Origin of the sequence: Alysiella sp. (assembly GCF_030525755.1) — a bacterium.
Taxonomy (GTDB): Bacteria; Pseudomonadota; Gammaproteobacteria; order Burkholderiales; family Neisseriaceae; genus Simonsiella.
In genome coordinates, this window is record NZ_JAUNEC010000012.1 from 1 (window position 1) to 17,885 (window position 17,885).

Below are 17,885 nucleotides of genomic sequence, written 5' to 3' on the forward strand. Positions count from 1 at the left end.
GCAAAGAATAGCGTGGCGAACCTGCGTAAACCGCGTCTGCGCCAAAATCGTAGGCGGCACGCATGCGTTCTAAACCGCCTGCGGGGAGAAGTAATTCGGGGGATTTCATGGGTTTGTCTCAATCAATGGTATTTTCAGGCAGCCTTACAGTACACAGTAAAAATCATTCAGGCTGCTTGAGAAGGTTCAGTTCATTTTAATCGGTACGACTTGATAGCCTTGCTGACGCAATAGTGCAATCAAACCGTTTTCGCCTGCCAAATGCGCCGCACCAACGGCAATGGTGTGGCTGTTGGTAGGTAACATGGTGATGATTTTGGATAGCCAGTTTTGGTTGCGTTGTTTCAGCAGCTGTTCGTAAAACAGGTGGTCAATCAGTTTGGCATCGGCTGCTGATAAGCCATAAGATAGGCTGTTGGACTGCTTGACCCATTGCCACAAATCCTGCAAGCGACCTTGCTCATAAAAGCGAAACATTTGGGCGTTTTGTGCACCCAGTTTTTGTGGATTTGCAAGCACGGCATCAATGGCGCGAATGGCAACATCATCTGGTATTTTTTTCAGCATTATCAGGGCTTCATCGTGTTCTAAACCGATAATGTGTTTGCCCGTTTTTTCAGCTTGGCGTTCCAGCTGCATGTCTATGCCATTATCAAGATCGTAATGGTCTGGCACTAAATCATAACTGAAATAAAACCATACCACCCATGGCGCAATTTGAGCTTCTGGCGTGAAGATTAGATTGAGTTCAGGCAGGCTACTTTTGGCGTAAATTCGGCGAATGGCTTGTAAACGTTGTATGCCTAATGTTTGCCTCAAACTTTTCTTGTGCGTGAAATGGGTGAACATCTGCATGGCTTCGTAGGGATTTTGTGCTATGTATTCAGGGGAACTGCGCGTTTCTAGAACCAGAACCGCGCTGTTGTTTAAAGCTGCCTGAAACGCTTTGGGCAATGTGCTGCCTTTTTTGCCTAAATGCAATGTACCAATGAGATAACTGTTGGGTTGTCCTTTTTTGCTGATTTGCCAGATTAAGCTATCGGCTGTTTCTTTGGCAATGGCGGGCGACACCATAAAGATGAAGAAAAACAGAAACAGAAAAAAGGAGCGATAGAAGGTTTTGTTTATCATGTTCAATCAGTTTAAGTAAAATGTAAGCACCTATGCTTTCAGGCAGCCTGTACAAAATTAAGGCTGCCTGAAAGCCGTGATGATTCAATCAAAATCACCCAATTTATTCCTCATAAGCATCTTCTGGCTCATCACCATCGGTTTCATCACGTGTACCTTCGGTAATGCGAACGGTAGTACCCGCAGCAGCGCGAATTTTGCCCTCAATTTCTTTTGCCATTTCGGGGTTTTCTTTCAACCAAATGCGGACATTTTCTTTGCCTTGACCGATTTTGTTGCCTTCGTAGCTGAACCATGCACCCGATTTTTTGATGATGCCCAAGTCGCTACCAATGTCAATTACTTCGCCTTCCCAACTGATGCCCTCGCCATACAAAATATCAAAACCTGCGCTGCGGAATGGTGGGGCAACTTTGTTTTTGATGACTTTAACTTTGGTCTCTTTGCCAATCGGCTCTTCGCCTTCTTTGGCTTTGATTTGCGTGGTACCACGAATGTCAATGCGAACCGAAGCATAGAATTTCAGCGCATTACCGCCTGTTGTGGTTTCAGGATTGCCAAACATCACGCCGATTTTCATGCGAAGTTGGTTGATGAACACCACCAAAGTATTGGTTTTTTTGATGTGTCCTGCCAATTTACGCAAAGCTTGGCTCATCAAACGGGCTTGCAAACCAACGTGGCTGTCGCCCATATCGCCTTCAATTTCGGCTTTGGGAACGAGTGCGGCAACCGAGTCCACCACCACCATGTCCACACCGCCTGAACGTACCAAAGTATCGCAAATTTCCAAAGCCTGCTCGCCTGTATCGGGTTGCGACACCAATAGTTCTTCCACTTTTACACCCAAAGCACGCGCATAAATTGGGTCAAACGCATTTTCAGCATCAATAAAGGCACACACGCCGCCATTTTTTTGACATTGGGCAATGGTTTCCAAACACAAAGTGGTTTTACCCGAAGATTCAGGACCAAAAATTTCCACAATGCGACCACGCGGCAAGCCACCAATGCCCAAAGCCAAGTCCAAGCCCAGCGAACCTGTAGAAATCACTTGGATTTCATCGGCTTCTTGTGTGCCGTCCATTTTCATGACCGCACCTTTGCCGAAATTTTTCTCAATTTGTGCCAATGCCGCTTGCAGCGCAGCGGCTTTGTCTTTGGGGTCATCAATTTTGCTCACGGTTTTGTTTTTAGATGATTTTTCTGCCATTTTGTTTACTCACAATCAAAATTTGAAAACGCGCCATTATCTCACAAATCAGGCTGCCTGAAAGGGATTTTGTTCTGCTTTCAATTGGCATCATTGGCGATAAAAAATGACCACGCTGCACAACAAACAATCATATAATGCCATGGTTTTCAGGCTGCCTTCATGAAACGACACACACATCAGGCTGCCTGAAAATGATTTCTCATGAAAAACCCATTTGTATCCCAGTCTGTATTTTTCTTCGTACGAACGCCTCACCGTGTGATTGGGTGCAGAAAAACCACACGATTATTTTAAAGTGCAGATGAATGAATGCGGTTTTTGAACAATCAATCTTTCTTTTGGAGAACACTTTGATGGACGGTTGGACACAAACATTAAGTGCTGGTTCGCTGTTGGGCATTGCCGCAGTTGCCATTGCCTTAATTCTTGTTTTAATCATGAAATTTCGCGTACATGCTTTGTTGACTTTGATTTTGGTCAGTCTGTTTACCGCGATTGCCACAGGTTTGCCTTTTGGCGCATTGGTCAATGATGTGCTGGTCAAAAACTTTGGTGGCACTTTGGGCGGTGTGGCTTTATTGGTGGGTTTGGGTGCAATGCTTGGACGATTGGTGGAAACTTCGGGCGGCGCACAATCGCTTGCTGATGCGATGATTCGTGCTTTTGGTGAAAAACGCGCACCTTTGGCTTTGGGCGTGGCATCATTAATTTTTGGTTTTCCCATGTTTTTTGATGCGGGTTTGATTGTGATGCTGCCGATTGTGTTTGCAACTGCGCGGCGCATGAAAGCCAATGTGTTGGCATACGCTTTGCCGTCTATTGGCGCATTTTCGGTAATGCATGTTTTCTTGCCACCTCACCCAGGCGCGATTGCGGCATCGGAATTATATGGTGCAGGCGTGGGCTATGTTTTGATTTTGGGCTTACCGATTGCGGTTTTAACGTGGTTGGTCAGTGGCTATTGGTGGGGCTTAACTGCCAATAAATTGTTCCCTTTGCCCGTACCCGATTTGGTAGCGGGTGGCAAACAAGATGACGACCAACCACAACAACCTGCCAGCGCAGGTTTGGTCATCGGTTTGATGCTGATTCCCATGTTCCTGATTTTTATGAACACAGGCTTGCACATGGCTTCATCAGCTGGCTTGGTGGACGACAAGGCACAATGGGTACAATTTTTACGCATGATGGGCGCAACACCGATTGCTTTGCTGATTTCGGTGTTGGCGGCAATGTATTTCTTGGGACGAAAACGCGGTATGACTGCCAGCGCGCTGGAAAAAACACTTGACAGTACACTCGGTCCAGTTTGTTCTGTGATTTTGATTACAGGTGCAGGCGGTATGTTTGGCGGTGTTTTGCGTGCATCGGGCATTGGTAAGGCATTGGCAGACACAATGGGTGATTTGGGTGTACCTGTGTTGTTGGGTTGTTTCTTGGTGGCTTTGGTTTTGCGAATTGCACAAGGTTCAGCAACGGTTGCGCTGATGACGGCTTCGGCTTTGATGGCACCTGCTGTTGCGGCAATGGGTTACAATGAATGGCAACTGGCAGGTGTGGTTTTGGCAACCGCCGCAGGTTCGGTTGCCGCCAGCCATGTCAATGATTCAGGCTTTTGGTTGGTTGGTCGTTTGCTGAATATGGACGAAGCAACCACACTGAAAACATGGACAGTAAACCAAACCTTGATTGCCATGATTGGTTTTGTATTATCGGCGATTGCGGTGGCGATTTTGGGATAAAAGGTTTTCAGGCTGCCTGAAAACAGTTAATCCAAACAAGTTTCAGGCAGCCTCAACAAGTTGAAAAGGAAACGCATGACAAAACATTTCGTAATCATGGGCATTTGCGGTTGCGGCAAAACCACTGCCGCACAAACCGTACAAAAACATTTTAATTTATGTCCCTATGCTGAAGGTGATGACTTTCATACCCAAGCCAACCGCGACAAAATGGGCAGTGGCATTCCCTTAAATGATGACGACCGCCGTCCTTGGCTGGAAAATCTGCGCGATTGGATGAGTGAACAAGCGCGTAATGGCAAACCATATAGCGTAGTAACGTGTTCCGCCTTGAAAAAAGCCTACCGCGATATTTTACGTGGTGCAGAAGGCAATGTGTATTTCATTCATTTGTCGCCACCGATTGACGTGAATCGCCAACGCATGGCGGCACGACAAGGACATTACATGAAAGCCAATATGGTGGATTCGCAATTGGCGATTTTAGAGCCTTTGCAAGCAGACGAGCAAGGTGTGGTCATTGACAGCGCAGGCGCACCCGAAGAAGTGGGAAAAATCATCACAGCTTGGCTGGATACTGTTACGCAAACAGCCTGAACAAGCTGTATTCACACACCCTTTCAGGCAGCATAAACGCATTATTCAGGCTGCCTGAAACCCAAATCTCCTATTACCATCATGCCAAGTCATTTCTTAAAAAATCTGCCTTTTTTGGTTTTGCCACCCCTTTTTTGGGCAGGCAATTTTGTGGTGGGCAAGGTCATACGCGACGACATTCCGCCTTTTTCATTGTCTTTTGGACGCTGGGTTTTGGCGTTTTTATTCATTTTGCCATTTGCATGGCGATGGGTACAGCGCGACTGGACATCATATCGTACCCATTTTGGCAAAATCGTGGCAACCTCGATTGTGGGCGTGGCTTCATTCAACACCCTGATTTACAAAGGTTTGCATGACACCACAACCACCAATGCATTACTGCTCAATTCCTGCATTCCTGTATTGATTATGTTGATGGGTGCGGTGTTTTACCAACAAAAACTGAAATACAATCAAATCATGGGTTTAATTGTATCCATGTTGGGCGTGACAAGCATTATTTTGGCAGGCGACATTCAACGCTTACTGACTTTGTCATTCAATTCAGGCGATTTATGGGTGTTTTTAGCGATGATTTGTTGGGCGTTTTACACGCTGTGGATGAAGCAGATTCCACCCGAAATCAATAAAATCGGTTTAATGGCAGTACAAATTGTATTGGCACTTATCACATTGTTACCCTTATTTTTATGGGAAATTTTGTTCCACAATCAAACCATTCATTTACACCAACAATCCATTTTGGGATTGGCATACATTGGCGTTTTCCCGTCTGTTGTCGCATATCTGTTGTATGCGTTCGCAGTAACAAAAGTAGGGGCAATACGTGCAGGTTTATCCATTCACCTGATGCCTGTGTTTGGCGTGCTATTATCGGTAAGCATATTAGACGAAATATTTCAGGCTTATCATGCCGCTGGCATTGGTTTGATTGCATTGGGTTTGATTCTTTCCAATCGCACCCAATAATCTCATGGTCGTTTCAAATACAAATCAGGACAAGACAACAACAAGAACCATGTACACACCCAGTACATCAGATCATTGACAACACGGTACAACTTGTATTTGAAACGACCATAATTTAAGGTCAAAAACGCGTTTCAAGCAGTCCAATCACATCAAGGCTGCCTGAAAGTGAGCACACAATTTGTTTAAAATAAACACGAACAAAGCGGTAACGCCGTACTGCTTTTTCAATTCCGCAACCATACATTTTAAATGTCCATAACTTCGGATATCGTGATGCCATATTAAATCACATATTCCACTATTTCAGGCAGCCTGAATACTTTAGTTCGTGTAGGTTTAAACCAAATTTGCTCGCCGATTTGCGTTTGAAATTGTTGATAAAAATCAGTGCTTAATACAATTTGTACAGGCTTTTCGCTCAAAGGTGTGGCAACTGTCAAACGCGCCACCGAACCCAATAAATTTTGTTGTACAACTTGCGCTTGCCCAATTGCATTTTCCAAAGGCATACGACTGATGTGAAACTCGTGCGGACGAACGTACACACTCACTTTGGGGTAATTTTGGTTTTGTGAATGCGGCTCACGGTAATCGCCCACTTTCAGGCTGCCTGAAAATATTTCGCCTTGCAAAACATTCACTTCACCCAAAAACTCGGTTACAAACACGCTCTGCGGATTGTCATACAATGCCACGCCCGAACCAATCTGCTCAATTTTGCCATGATTCATCACGACAATTTCATCAGCCATTTCAAGTGCTTCTTCTTGGTCGTGCGTAACCAAAATGGTGGTGATGCCCAATTTTTGCTGAATTTGCCGCAACCAAGCACGCAATTCTTTGCGGACTTTCGTGTCCAATGCCCCAAAAGGTTCGTCCAATAAAAGCAATTTGGGCTGGGTTGCCAAAGCGCGTGCCAATGCAATGCGTTGGCGTTGTCCACCCGACAGTTGTGCTGGATAGGCTTTTGCCAAATGTTCCAACTGCACCAATTTCAGCAATTCATCAACTGTTTGTTTAATTTGAGTTTTATTGGGTCGTGTGGCGCGTGGTTTCACTTCTAAACCGAAAGCAATGTTGTCTGCCACATTCATGTGCCGAAACAGCGCGTAATGTTGAAACATGAAACCCACTTGCCGTTCGCGTACAGGCGTGTGGGAAACATCTTGATTGTCAAACAGAATTTGTCCATTGGTGGCGGTTTCCAAGCCCGCGATAATCCGCAACAGCGTGGTTTTGCCGCAACCGCTTGGCCCCAGCAAGGCGGTTAGGCTGCCTGTGGGGACGTTCAAATTGATGTCGTGCAAGGCGTGGAAATCGCCGAAAGATTTATTTAGATTTTTGATTTGGATAGACATTTTTGATTTCCATATTTTTGGTTTCAGGCTGCCTGAAAAGGCGTTTCATGACATTATTGATGTGTCTCTCGCGCCGCCATTGCCAAAGCTTTACGCTGTCGCCAATCCAAAAAATTTTGCAACAGCAAAGTCAGCAAAGCCAAAAACGCCAACACACTGGACAAGGCAAATGCCGCCGTAAACTGGTATTCGTTGTACAAAATTTCCACTTGCAAAGGTAAAGTGTTGGTTTGACCGCGAATATGCCCCGACACCATGCTCACCGCGCCAAATTCGCCCATCGCCCGCGCATTGGTCAAAATGATGCCATACAGCAACGCCCATTTCACATTGGGCAAAGTAACGCGCCAAAACATCTGCCACGCATTCGCACCCAAGATTAAGGCTGCCTGTTCTTCGCTGCTGCCCTGCGTTTGCATGATGGGAATCAATGACTTGGCAACAAAGGGAAAGGTAACAAACAAAGTTGCCAAAATCATGCTGGGCAATGCAAACACAATCTGTATGTTGTGCGATTCCAGCCAGCCACCCATTGCCGAATTTGCGCCAAACAGCAACACAAACATCAAACCCGCCACCACAGGCGATACGGAAAATGGCAAATCCAATAAGGTACTCAGCCATTGTTTACCATAAAAATCAAAACGGGTCAGCAGCCACGCCATTGCCATACCCAAAATCGCATTCAATGGCACAACAATTGCCGCAATGGTCAGCGTTAATTGCAGCGCGTGCAAGGCTTCGGGGTCAGTCAGCGCGGCAAGATAGAGCCGCCAGCCACCTTCCAGCGCATAATAAAACACCGACAGCAATGGCACCAGCAACATCATCGCCAAAAAAAGCAATGCCACCGCAATCAGAACACAGCGCAAATAAGGGGGTTCGGTTAAATGTTGGTTGTCCATAAAAAATCCTTTCAGGCTGCCTGAACCATTCAGCCACCCACACGCCGATTCAATCGCCATTGCCAAATGTTCAACACAAACAAAATCACAAATGAAATCATGAGCATCATCAATGCCACCGCGCTCGCCCCTTGAATGTCAAACAACTCAAATTTGCCCGCAATAATCAAAGGCAAAATTTCCGATTCCATCGGAATATTGCCTGCGATGAAAATCACCGAACCGTATTCGCCCGTTGCCCGCGCAAACGCCATGCCCGCACCCATGACCACAGCAGGCAAAATTTCAGGCAGCAACACCCTGCGAAACACCACCCCACGCCCAGCTCCCAAAGTGGCAGCCGCCTCTTCGTATTCGGGCGACAATTCTGCCAACACAGGTTGCACCGCACGCACCACAAAGGGCAAACTCACCACAATCAGCGCAATCCAAATCCCAATGGGGGTAAAGGCAATTTTGAAAGGAAACAGTTGCCCAATCAAACCATTGGGCGCGTACAAACTCGCCAATGCCACCCCCATAACGGCAGTAGGCAAGGCAAAGGGCAAATCCACCAGCGCATTCACCACACTTTTGCCCCAAAAATCATAACGCACCAACACCCACGCCACCAAAGTACCAAAAAACACATTGGTCAGCGTGGCATACAGCGACATTTTCAGCGTCAAAGTCATGGCAAACAGGGTGCGTTCATCGCCCACCGTGTGCCAAAACGCCTGCCAGCCCATATCCGAAACGGTGTAAAGCAACATCGCAAGCGGCAAAAACACCATCAACGATAAAGCCAAAACACCCACGCCCAAACTCACACCAAAACAGGGCAAAACGGTGTGTTGTTTTAATAATTTCATTTTGGTGGTAATCCTTATCGTGCCAGCATTTCGCTCCCTCTCCTGTGGGAGAGGGCTGGGGAGAGAGCAAAAGTGCCACAAACTCAACGGTTTTTACCCTCTCCCTAACCCTCTCCCACAGGAGAGGGAATGAGATTTGTGGCACATCAAAAATGCTTTCAGGCAGCCTGAAATCCATTTAACCATCAACGCTTGTTAATCTGGTCAAACACACCGCCATCGGCAAAATGCGTTTTCATTATCTCGTCCCAAGAACCAAACACATCATTGGCACGAAACGTTTCCACTTTCGGAAAACGCGCTTCGTGTTTTGCCAAAATTTCCGCCTTGCTGGGGCGCAAATACAATTTTGCTGCCAATTCTTGTGCTTCATCGCTCCACAAATGCGCCAAATAATCGTGGGCAATTTGCGCCGTGCCTTTTTTGTCCGCCACGCCATTCACAACGGCAACAGGGCTTTCCATCGCAATGGAATAGCTGGGATAGACGATTTCAAATTCGCCTTTGCCAAAAGTTTGCGCGGCTAAATTCGCTTCATTTTCAAAGGTAATCAGCGCATCGCCCATTTTGCGCTCAATGAAAGATGTGGTTGCGCCGCGTCCGCCCGCTTCCAAAACGACAGCATTGGCAAACAATTTTTGCGTGAACACTTTGGCGGCATCGTGATTGTTGGCGTTTTCTTTCAAGGCATAGCCGTAAGCCGCCAAGAAAGTGTAGCGACCATTGCCCGAAGTTTTGGGGTTGGCAATGACCAGTTTCACATCAGGCTGGGTCAAATCTGCCCAATTTTTGATGTTTTTCGGATTGCCTTTGCGAACCAAAAACACGGTGGTGCTGGTAAACGGTACGGCATGATTCGGCAATTTTTGTTGCCAATCTTTTGAAACCAAACCTTTTTTCTCCAACAATTCAATATCAGACGATTGATTCATCGTCACCACATCGGCTTTCAAACCATTCGCCACCGACAAAGCCTGCTTACTTGAACCGCCATGCGATTGTTGAATGTCCACCTGTTTGCCTTGCGCCTGATAATGCTTGATAAACAATGGGTTAAATTCTTTATAAAAATCACGCATCACATCGTAAGACACGTTCAAAATTTGCGTGGCGTTGGCTGCCTGAATGGGGGCTGCACCTTGTTGTGGCGGATTGTTTTGCGCCTTGTTGCCACCACCGCAGGCTGCCAGCGCAAAGCCCAAACCCAAAACGGCAAATAAAGTTTTATTTTTAAAAATCATGATGTTGCTTCTTTTTCTGAAAAGGGTTAAACAAAAAGCACAATCATATTAGACACAATCACACATTTCACAAAATACCCTTATTCAATATTGAATATTCAATTTAATTCTATGCGGCAAAATGGCAATTTTTTCATCAAAAAATGATTTAAATTCAATAATTAGACTTAAAAATTATATCTTAAATGGATAAATGGTATTTCTATCACTTTTCAGGCAGCCTGTAAGATGGAAAACACCAAAAACGACAGCAATTTCGCTCCCTCTCCTGCGGGAGAGGGCTGGGGAGAGGGTTTGCCGCCCCACCAGCCCTCTCTCCATCTCTCTCCCAGAGGGAGAGAGGGTCAGATGGTTGTCAATTTAACAATATGCTGATTTCAAATAAAAAATACAGGAACACAAAACATGGACTACCTGCCCTTATTTTTCAATTTGCGCGACAAACCCGTTTTAGTGGTGGGGGGTGGCGATGTTGCCACGCACAAAAATCGCCCTGTAAACAGCGTAGATGATTTGGCGCATTGCGACATGATTTTTCCGTCCATTATTGACCGCAGCCCCGTGCAAATTGCCATTTCCAGCTCGGGCGGCATTGGCATTTGACTTTGTTTATTGAAAACGGGCATTCGCAAAATTGCCGAAATCCACGCAGGCGATTTTCGTTTAACCGCCAATCAAAATTTAATCGTGGCAAATATTGAAGAAAATCAAAAAGCTGTGATTGAGCAAATTGCGCGTTACAGGCTGTCCCAACGGTTGCGGACGGGCGATGTTGGCGGAAATCGGTTTGGTGGGCAAAGCAGTGGGACACTACAATTTGCACGTTGGCGGCAACCGCGAGGGAACACGCATTCCACGTTTGTTCCGCGAAAACATCACAGCAGATAAAATTTTGGCGATTTTGCGATTCGAACGAATATTGTGCAACTAGAATTTCTCTTACGCAATCTTCTCTCCACAAGTGGATGAGGAAACAAGTTATTAAAGGTTTTTTCAATTTTATTTTGGGCAGTTATGCCCATAGGTGGGAAGCCAAAGTTGAACTACACAAAATTTTGTTTCTGAAAATCAAACATGAATTCTCACCTATGCAAGAGGGGAACGAAGCAAACTTGTGAAACTCATGAGAGTAGTTTTGATATTTCAAGTCGCATTTTAATTTTTGTCGTATATTGTAAGGCTGCCTAAAATGATTTTGCGTTACAATATCCCTTTAATTGTGGTCGTTTCAAATTATCACTGACATAATTTGGAACAGGCTCAAGGCAGAGAACTAACGCTGTAACTGTTTTAAGTGTATGAGCCGTAAAATAATATGGTGTTACTGGTTCTCTTGTGTACGAGATGTACACGATTGTTCATTTGAAACGACCATAAATACAGATGTTACCAATCCGAAAAACCTTTGTAAAATCAAGATTTATTCAAAATTGAATCGTGATTTTGCCATTTTTAGGAAAGTGCTATCATTAAATGTGGTCAATAGATATTTTGTTGCCCCTGATTTTGGCTGGTATCAGCGCAGGATTCATCGCAGGCTTATTGGGATTGGGTGGAGGCACAGTGATCGTACCGATTGTACTGTGGCTATTACATAAACTGAATATAGCAGGAGAATACAACCAACATTTGGCATTGGGTACTTCATTTGCAGTTATGGTTTTCACAACCATTATCAGTGCCTGGTCTCAACACAAACGTGGCGCAGTAAATTGGCGTATTGTGCAATATTTATCACCCGCCATCATTGTAGGCAGTTTATTGGGCGCATGGCTAACACAATACATTTCCATGTGGTTTTTACAGTTGTTTTTTGTTGTTTTTCTGTATGCCATCGCCATTCAACTTTTACTGAAATTAAAACCCAGACCCTCACGACAATTACCAAAACCCATCGGCTTATTCGGTACAGGAGGTGTAATTGGGATATTGTCCAGTTGGGCAGGCGTAGGAGGTGGGGCTTTATCTGTACCATTTATGACTTATTGCAATGTACCCATTCATGTGGCAACTGGTACTTCCGCAGCATTGGCATGGGGTTTATCTGTATCAGGGCTAATCGGATATGTTTTTTCTGGCTGGCATGTAAACGGCCTGCCTGAATATACTTTGGGATTTATATACACCCCAGTAGTTTTCATTTTAGCAATTTGTACCATGACATTCGCACCCTTTGGCGTAAAAGTAGCACACAAACTATCAGCAGATAAATTAAAAATAGCAATGGGATTGTTCTTATTATTGATTGCTTCACAAATGGCTTGGAAGTTAATTTAATTATTTGTTTTTATTATATTAAAATTTTAAATGACATAAGCACAACAAAAGTCGTTTACACTCAAACATCGGAAAATACAGTTGTAGAAATGAAAAAGAGCAATACGAGGCAACAATGAGAGCCCTGTACACCTTATATAAGGACGCTGATAACGCCATAGTGCTGCTTTTTCAATTGCGACTATTTTTGCCAAAATCATTTTGAAAACAAACGCAGGGGCAGATTTCATATCTGCCCCCTATTCTTTTCAGGCTGCCTGAAAAATCAAGCCCGTTTCGGCAACACAAAACATGCCAGTACAAAAGCCGTTGCCGCCGACAAAATTGCCCACTCCAACCATTCATTTAGCATAAAATTGCTGTATCTTCTTTGAAATAAAACATAGCCATAAACCGCACCGCACAAAGCACCGATGACAGCAGCCGCCAACAAGCCCCACAAATTGCGTCTCAAACGGCAGCACACAATCAACACACCACACAAAGCCGCAGGCAAATGGGCAATCACGCTGCCATAAAGCCCAAACAAAAAAATCGCCAAAACCCAAGCAGCCAAGAAATTGGTAGGTTCATGTGTTTTCACACCAAACATCAGCCAAGTTGCCAACAAAGCACCGCCCAAACCGCCACCCCAAAATGCATAACTCAAAATCACTTTGGTAATTGGGTAGTCTGTGCGTGGGGCATTTTTGTGAATGCGAATGCGTTTGGACATGACAGCCACCTTATGACAAAAACAGCATTCTAGCAAGAAAAACCTTTTCAGGCTGCCTGAAAACAAAAAAGCGAAGTTCACAGGAAAAAATCCTGCAAACTTCGCTTTTGATTAGGGTGCTGTCAATTAAACAGTACGCGCTTTTTCAACCAACTCTTTTACCACCCAAGCTTTGGTTTTAGACAAAGGGCGAGATTCTTCAATCACCACAATGTCGCCAATGCCATATTGGTTTTGCTCATCATGAGCGTGGATTTTGGTAGAGCGGCGAACAATTTTACCGTACAAAGGGTGTTTTACTTTACGTTCAACCAATACAGTAACGGTTTTGTCCATTTTGTCGCTGACCACTTTGCCTTGCAAAGTACGAACAATTTTTTCAGTACTCATTATTTGGCACCTTTCTCGGCAATAATGGTTTTCACACGAGCAATATCGCGGCGCACTTGCTTAATCGCGCTGGTTTGACCCAACTGACCCGTAGCATGTTGCATACGCAGACCGAATTGTTGTTTCAGCAAATCAACCAAAACTTCGTTCAGTTGCTCAACTGATTTTTCTTTCAATTCATTGGCTTTCATTATTTACCCACCTGTCTTGTTACAAAGGTTGTTGGGATAGGCAATTTAGCCGCAGCCAAAGCAAACGCTTCACGCGCCAAAGACTCAGCCACGCCGTCCATTTCATACAACACTTTACCGGGTTGGATTTCGGCAACATAGTATTCAACCGAACCTTTACCGCCACCCATACGCACTTGAATGGGTTTAGCCGTAATCGGTTTATCGGGGAATACGCGAATCCAAATGCGACCACCACGTTTGATGTGGCGCGTCATCGCACGGCGAGCCGCCTCAATTTGACGAGCAGTCAAACGACCACGACCCACAGCTTTCAAACCAAAATCGCCAAAGCTAACGGTGTTACCGCGTGTTGCCACGCCCGTGTTGCGACCTTTGTGCTGTTTGCGGTATTTCAGTCTAGTTGGTTGCAGCATTGCGACCTCCTTTACGGTTGTTGCGGCGGTTTTCGCGTTGTTCAGGCTGCGCTTGAACTTGACCTACTTCGCCTTTGTACACCCATACTTTCAAGCCCAAGATACCATAAGTGGTCAAGGCTTCGCTGGTAGCATAATCCACATCAGCGCGTAAAGTATGCAAAGGCACACGACCTTCACGATACCATTCGCTACGCGCAATGTCCGCACCGTTCAAACGACCAGACACCATAATTTTGATGCCTTTTGCGCCAGCGCGCATGGCGTTTTGCATGGCGCGTTTCATGGCACGGCGGAATTGAACACGTTTTTCCAATTGTTGCGCGATACCGTCAGCAATCAATTGCGCGTCCAATTCAGGTTTGCGGATTTCTTCAATGTTCACATGAACCGCCACACCCAGCAATTTTTCCAAATCGCGTTTCAATACTTCAATGTCTGCGCCTTTTTGACCGATTACCACACCAGGGCGAGCCGTGTGAATGGTAATGCGTGCAGATTTAGCAGGACGCTCAATCACGACACGGCTAACAGAAGCATTGGCTAAACGTTTACGCAAATATTCGCGTACATCAATATCTTGTTTCAAAACGGCGGCAAAGTCGGTGCTTTTGGCAAACCATTTTGAAGACCAGTCTTTATTGACTGCCAGTCGGAAACCAACTGGATGAATTTTTTGTCCCATGGTTATTCCTTAGTTGCCTACCACCACGTTGATGTGGCAAGTTTGTTTTTCAATGCGGTTACCGCGACCTTTGGCACGCGCTTGGAAGCGTTTCAGGCTGGGTCCTTTGTCCACGAAAATCGTTACGACTTTCAATTCATCAATGTCGGCACCGTTGTTGTGTTCGGCATTGGCGATGGCGGATTCCAACACTTTTTTAATCAATTCAGCACCTTTTTTGGGGCTGAATGCCAAAATGTTCAGGGCTTGGGCAACGTCTTTACCACGAATCATGTCTGCCACCAAGCGGGCTTTTTGAGCAGAAATGCGGGCGTTGTTATGTTGTGCAGTTACTCTCATGTTTCACCTTATTTTTTCTTGGCTTTTTTATCAGCCAAATGACCTTTAAAGGTACGGGTCAATGAGAACTCACCCAATTTATGACCGACCATGTTGTCGCTGATGAACACAGGCACATGTGTGCGACCGTTGTGTACAGCAATGGTTAAGCCGATGAAATCAGGCAAAATGGTAGAACGGCGCGACCAAGTTTTGATTGGACGCTTGTCGTTGTTCGCACGAGCCGCATCTACTTTTTTCAATAAGTGCAGGTCAACGTATGGACCTTTTTTCAATGAACGAGCCATGTTAATTAACCTTTGTTAGAGTAGCGGCGGCGAACAATCATATTGTCCGTGCGTTTGTTGTTACGAGTGCGATAGCCTTTGGCAGGAGTACCCCATGGGCTAACGGGTTCGCGTGCTTCGCCTGTGCGACCTTCACCACCACCATGTGGGTGGTCTACTGGGTTCATCACCACACCGCGTACGGTTGGGCGAATACCACGCCAACGGTTGGCACCTGCTTTACCGATTTTTTTCAGGCTTTGCTCTTCGTTGCCCACTTCACCGATGGTGGCGCGGCAATCAACGTGAATGCGGCGAACTTCGCCAGAACGCAAACGCACTTGGGCGTAAATGCCTTCTTTTGCCAACAACACTGCAGAAGCACCAGCAGAACGCGCGATTTGTGCGCCTTTACCAGGTTTCATTTCAATGCAGTGAATGGTGGTACCAACAGGAATGTTGCGGATTGGCAAAGTGTTGCCCACTTTGATGGCGGCTTCTGCACCGCTTACCAATACTGCACCTGCCTGAATACCGCGTGGGGCGATGATGTAACGGCGTTCACCGTCTGCATAGCACAACAATGCGATGTGTGCGGTGCGGTTGGGGTCGTATTCAATGCGCTCTACTTTGGCAGGAATGCCATCTTTATTGCGTTTGAAGTCCACAACGCGGTAATGGTGTTTATGACCACCACCTTTGTGGCGTGTGGTAATGTGACCGTTGTTGTTGCGACCTGCGGTGGTTTTTTGTTTTTCCAACAAAGGAGCGTAAGCTGCGCCTTTGTACAAACCTTCAGTTACCACACGCACCATGCCGCGACGACCTGCAGAGGTCGGTTTCATTTTTACGATAGCCATGCTTATTCCTTATCTGCAGCGGCTGCGGCTGCTTCCAAATCCAGCTCTTGACCTGCAACCAAGCTAACATAGGCTTTTTTCACATCGCTGCGGCGACCCAATGTGCGACCAAAGCGTTTGGTTTTGCCTTTGGTAGTGGTGGTCGTTACAGAGGCAACCTGAACATTAAACAACAATTCTACTGCTGCTTTGATTTCGGTTTTGGTTGCGTCTTTCAATACTTTGAAAACCATTTGGTTGCGTTTTTCAGCCAGCATATTGCTTTTTTCTGAAACAATAGGAGCCAAAATCACTTTCATTAAACGTTCTTGGTTCATACCCATTGCTCCTCTAATTGTGCAACAGCGTCCTTAGTCAGCACCACTTTTTTGTAGCGCAACAAGCTGTAAGGGTCGGTTTGCGTGGCTTCCAGCACCAATACATTGGGCAAATTGCGTGAAGACAAGTACACGTTTTCGTCCAATTGTTTGGTGATGAACAAAACTTGTTCCATGCCCAAATTTTTCACTTGTTCAGCAAATTCTTTGGTTTTGGGTGTCGCGGCAGACAAAGTGTCAATCACAAACAAACGCTCATCGCGTACCAATTGAGACAAAATGGTTGCCATGCCTGCACGGTACATTTTGCGGTTCACTTTTTGTGTGAAGTTTTCATCGGGTTTGTTTGGGAATGCGCGACCACCTTTACGCCACAATGGTGATGAGGTCATACCAGAACGGGCGCGACCTGTACCTTTTTGACGCCAAGGTTTTTTGGTAGAGTGTTTCACTTCGGCACGGGTTTTTTGGGCGCGGTTGCCTGAACGGGCATTTGCCAAATAAGCCGTAACCAGTTGGTGAACCAATGCTTCGTTGTATTCACGGGCAAACAAGGCATCAGAAACGGCAACACTGCCTGAAACTTGACCTTGTGCATTAATCAGTTTCAATTCCATTACGCACCTGCTTTCTTCACGCTGTGGCGAACGACCACGTTGCTGTTTGCTGCACCAGGAACGGCACCTTTAACCAACAACAGGTTGCGCTCCACATCAACACGAATGATTTCCAAGTGTTGCACGGTAGATTGGGTGTTGCCGTATTGACCTGCCATGCGTTTGCCAGGGAATACGCGACCAGGATCTTGCGCCATACCAATGGAACCAGGCACACGGTGCGAACGGGAGTTACCGTGAGAGGTACGTTGTGCGCCGAAGTTGTGGCGTTTGATGGTACCAGAGAAACCTTTACCTTTGCTGGTGCCAGTTACATCAACCAACTGACCTGCTTGGAACAATTCTACGGTAACAACATCGCCTGCTTTCAATTCGGCGGCTTTTTCTTCAGAAACGCGGAATTCGTGCAAGCCACGACCTGCTTCTACACCTGCTTTGGCAAAGTGTCCAGCTTCGGGTTTGTTCACACGATTGGCTTTTTTCTGACCAAAGGTAACTTGTACGGCGGTGTAGCCGTCTGTTTCTTTGGTTTTTACTTGGGTAACGCGATTGGCAGTCATTTCCAACACGGTTACAGGGATAGATGCACCCTGTTCGGTAAACACGCGGGTCATGCCTACTTTGCGTCCAACCAGACCTAAAGTCATGATTTTTTCCTTGTTAGATTAAGGGATTGCCTGCGATTGGGCAATCTTTAATGGACATAAAAAATTTCTTGGCATTTCTGCCAAGGCGACTAATATAACATGATTCTATTAAAATACACAAGAAAATCTTTTTATTTCAAACGCCAATG

At 45.7% G+C, this 17,885-nt stretch carries 22 protein-coding genes and 2 pseudogenes; 6 read left to right on the forward strand and 18 right to left on the reverse strand.

The genetic code is table 11. The features are described 5' to 3' along the window. Positions 1-186: 186 nt before the first annotated feature. Together Q4B82_RS03750 and recA are read right to left on the reverse strand one after the other, a co-directional pair. The gene (locus tag Q4B82_RS03750) at positions 187-1,131 is read right to left on the reverse strand and encodes a TraB/GumN family protein (RefSeq protein ID WP_303065096.1); all 945 of its coding nucleotides are present in this window, start codon (positions 1,129-1,131) and stop codon (positions 187-189) included. A 103-nt stretch (positions 1,132-1,234) separates the two neighbouring features. Next, entirely contained in the window at positions 1,235-2,344 is a 1,110-nt protein-coding gene (gene recA, locus Q4B82_RS03755; protein ID WP_303065097.1) for a recombinase RecA, read from the reverse strand. Between the two features lie 356 nt (positions 2,345-2,700). On the opposite strand from recA, the gene Q4B82_RS03760 reads away from it, so the two are divergent. The 3 genes from Q4B82_RS03760 to Q4B82_RS03770 all read left to right on the forward strand — a co-directional run bounded on the left by Q4B82_RS03760 (position 2,701) and on the right by Q4B82_RS03770 (position 5,658). Further along, positions 2,701-4,089 (forward strand): GntP family permease, encoded by a 1,389-nt coding sequence (locus Q4B82_RS03760; protein ID WP_303065128.1) that lies wholly within the window; start codon positions 2,701-2,703, stop codon positions 4,087-4,089. 75 nt (positions 4,090-4,164) lie between these two features. Further along, the gene (locus tag Q4B82_RS03765; RefSeq protein ID WP_303065098.1) at positions 4,165-4,686 is read left to right on the forward strand and encodes a gluconokinase; all 522 of its coding nucleotides are present in this window, start codon (positions 4,165-4,167) and stop codon (positions 4,684-4,686) included. Between the two features lie 81 nt (positions 4,687-4,767). Next, positions 4,768-5,658, forward strand: coding sequence for a DMT family transporter (locus tag Q4B82_RS03770; RefSeq protein ID WP_303065099.1), 891 nt, complete (start codon positions 4,768-4,770; stop codon positions 5,656-5,658). A 121-nt stretch (positions 5,659-5,779) separates the two neighbouring features. Here the strand turns inward: Q4B82_RS03770 and Q4B82_RS03775 are convergent, their stop codons facing one another. The 5 genes from Q4B82_RS03775 to Q4B82_RS03795 form a co-directional block, all read right to left on the reverse strand. Next, positions 5,780-5,941, reverse strand: a complete 162-nt coding sequence (locus tag Q4B82_RS03775) for a hypothetical protein (RefSeq protein WP_303065100.1) — start codon at positions 5,939-5,941, stop codon at positions 5,780-5,782. A 1-nt stretch (position 5,942) separates the two neighbouring features. Then, on the reverse strand, positions 5,943-7,019 hold the full coding sequence (locus Q4B82_RS03780) for a sulfate/molybdate ABC transporter ATP-binding protein (protein ID WP_368501327.1): 1,077 nt from the start codon (positions 7,017-7,019) through the stop codon (positions 5,943-5,945). A gap of 53 nt (positions 7,020-7,072) precedes the next feature. Next, positions 7,073-7,924, reverse strand: coding sequence for a sulfate ABC transporter permease subunit CysW (gene cysW, locus Q4B82_RS03785; RefSeq protein ID WP_303065129.1), 852 nt, complete (start codon positions 7,922-7,924; stop codon positions 7,073-7,075). A 29-nt stretch (positions 7,925-7,953) separates the two neighbouring features. After that, on the reverse strand, positions 7,954-8,775 hold the full coding sequence (gene cysT / locus Q4B82_RS03790; protein WP_303065101.1) for a sulfate ABC transporter permease subunit CysT: 822 nt from the start codon (positions 8,773-8,775) through the stop codon (positions 7,954-7,956). Between the two features lie 185 nt (positions 8,776-8,960). After that, positions 8,961-10,016 carry a sulfate ABC transporter substrate-binding protein gene (locus tag Q4B82_RS03795; protein ID WP_303065102.1) on the reverse strand — a complete coding sequence of 352 codons (1,056 nt, stop codon included), beginning with the start codon at positions 10,014-10,016 and terminating at the stop codon, positions 8,961-8,963. Between the two features lie 405 nt (positions 10,017-10,421). Here Q4B82_RS03795 and Q4B82_RS03800 point away from each other — a divergent pair. The 3 genes and pseudogenes from Q4B82_RS03800 to Q4B82_RS03810 all read left to right on the forward strand — a co-directional run. After that, a pseudogene (locus Q4B82_RS03800) lies at positions 10,422-10,604 on the forward strand (bifunctional precorrin-2 dehydrogenase/sirohydrochlorin ferrochelatase); the annotation flags it as partial. 24 nt (positions 10,605-10,628) lie between these two features. Continuing rightward, positions 10,629-11,134, forward strand: a pseudogene (locus Q4B82_RS09500) (hypothetical protein); the annotation flags it as partial. Between the two features lie 355 nt (positions 11,135-11,489). After that, positions 11,490-12,293, forward strand: a complete 804-nt coding sequence (locus Q4B82_RS03810; RefSeq protein WP_303065103.1) for a sulfite exporter TauE/SafE family protein — start codon at positions 11,490-11,492, stop codon at positions 12,291-12,293. Positions 12,294-12,558: 265 nt separating this feature from the next. Here Q4B82_RS03810 and Q4B82_RS03815 read toward each other — a convergent pair whose 3' ends face one another. From Q4B82_RS03815 to rplC, 11 genes are all read right to left on the reverse strand, one after another. Beyond that, complete coding sequence (locus Q4B82_RS03815) at positions 12,559-13,008, reverse strand: hypothetical protein (protein WP_303065104.1); 450 nt, start codon at positions 13,006-13,008, stop codon at positions 12,559-12,561. 126 nt (positions 13,009-13,134) lie between these two features. After that, positions 13,135-13,398 carry a 30S ribosomal protein S17 gene (gene rpsQ / locus Q4B82_RS03820; RefSeq protein WP_034295176.1) on the reverse strand — a complete coding sequence of 88 codons (264 nt, stop codon included), beginning with the start codon at positions 13,396-13,398 and terminating at the stop codon, positions 13,135-13,137. Next, positions 13,398-13,589, reverse strand: a complete 192-nt coding sequence (gene rpmC, locus Q4B82_RS03825; RefSeq protein ID WP_034295178.1) for a 50S ribosomal protein L29 — start codon at positions 13,587-13,589, stop codon at positions 13,398-13,400. The genes rpsQ and rpmC overlap by 1 nt, the downstream gene beginning before the upstream one ends. Beyond that, positions 13,589-14,005 carry a 50S ribosomal protein L16 gene (gene rplP, locus Q4B82_RS03830; protein WP_034295180.1) on the reverse strand — a complete coding sequence of 139 codons (417 nt, stop codon included), beginning with the start codon at positions 14,003-14,005 and terminating at the stop codon, positions 13,589-13,591. Before rplP ends, rpmC begins: the two co-directional genes overlap by 1 nt. Then, positions 13,989-14,690: a 30S ribosomal protein S3 gene (rpsC, locus tag Q4B82_RS03835; RefSeq protein WP_303065106.1), complete on the reverse strand. Its 702-nt coding sequence runs from the start codon at positions 14,688-14,690 to the stop codon at positions 13,989-13,991. The genes rplP and rpsC overlap by 17 nt, the downstream gene beginning before the upstream one ends. 9 nt (positions 14,691-14,699) lie before the next feature. Then, on the reverse strand, positions 14,700-15,029 hold the full coding sequence (gene rplV, locus Q4B82_RS03840; RefSeq protein WP_034295184.1) for a 50S ribosomal protein L22: 330 nt from the start codon (positions 15,027-15,029) through the stop codon (positions 14,700-14,702). Between the two features lie 8 nt (positions 15,030-15,037). Continuing rightward, positions 15,038-15,316, reverse strand: a complete 279-nt coding sequence (gene rpsS, locus Q4B82_RS03845; RefSeq protein WP_009119027.1) for a 30S ribosomal protein S19 — start codon at positions 15,314-15,316, stop codon at positions 15,038-15,040. 5 nt (positions 15,317-15,321) lie between these two features. Next, entirely contained in the window at positions 15,322-16,155 is an 834-nt protein-coding gene (gene rplB, locus Q4B82_RS03850) for a 50S ribosomal protein L2 (RefSeq protein ID WP_034295189.1), read from the reverse strand. Between the two features lie 2 nt (positions 16,156-16,157). Then, on the reverse strand, positions 16,158-16,472 hold the full coding sequence (gene rplW / locus Q4B82_RS03855; protein WP_179655859.1) for a 50S ribosomal protein L23: 315 nt from the start codon (positions 16,470-16,472) through the stop codon (positions 16,158-16,160). Further along, the gene (gene rplD, locus Q4B82_RS03860; RefSeq protein ID WP_303065107.1) at positions 16,469-17,089 is read right to left on the reverse strand and encodes a 50S ribosomal protein L4; all 621 of its coding nucleotides are present in this window, start codon (positions 17,087-17,089) and stop codon (positions 16,469-16,471) included. The genes rplW and rplD overlap by 4 nt, the downstream gene beginning before the upstream one ends. Further along, positions 17,089-17,736: a 50S ribosomal protein L3 gene (gene rplC, locus Q4B82_RS03865; protein ID WP_097114678.1), complete on the reverse strand. Its 648-nt coding sequence runs from the start codon at positions 17,734-17,736 to the stop codon at positions 17,089-17,091. Before rplC ends, rplD begins: the two co-directional genes overlap by 1 nt. Positions 17,737-17,885 lie beyond the last annotated feature (149 nt).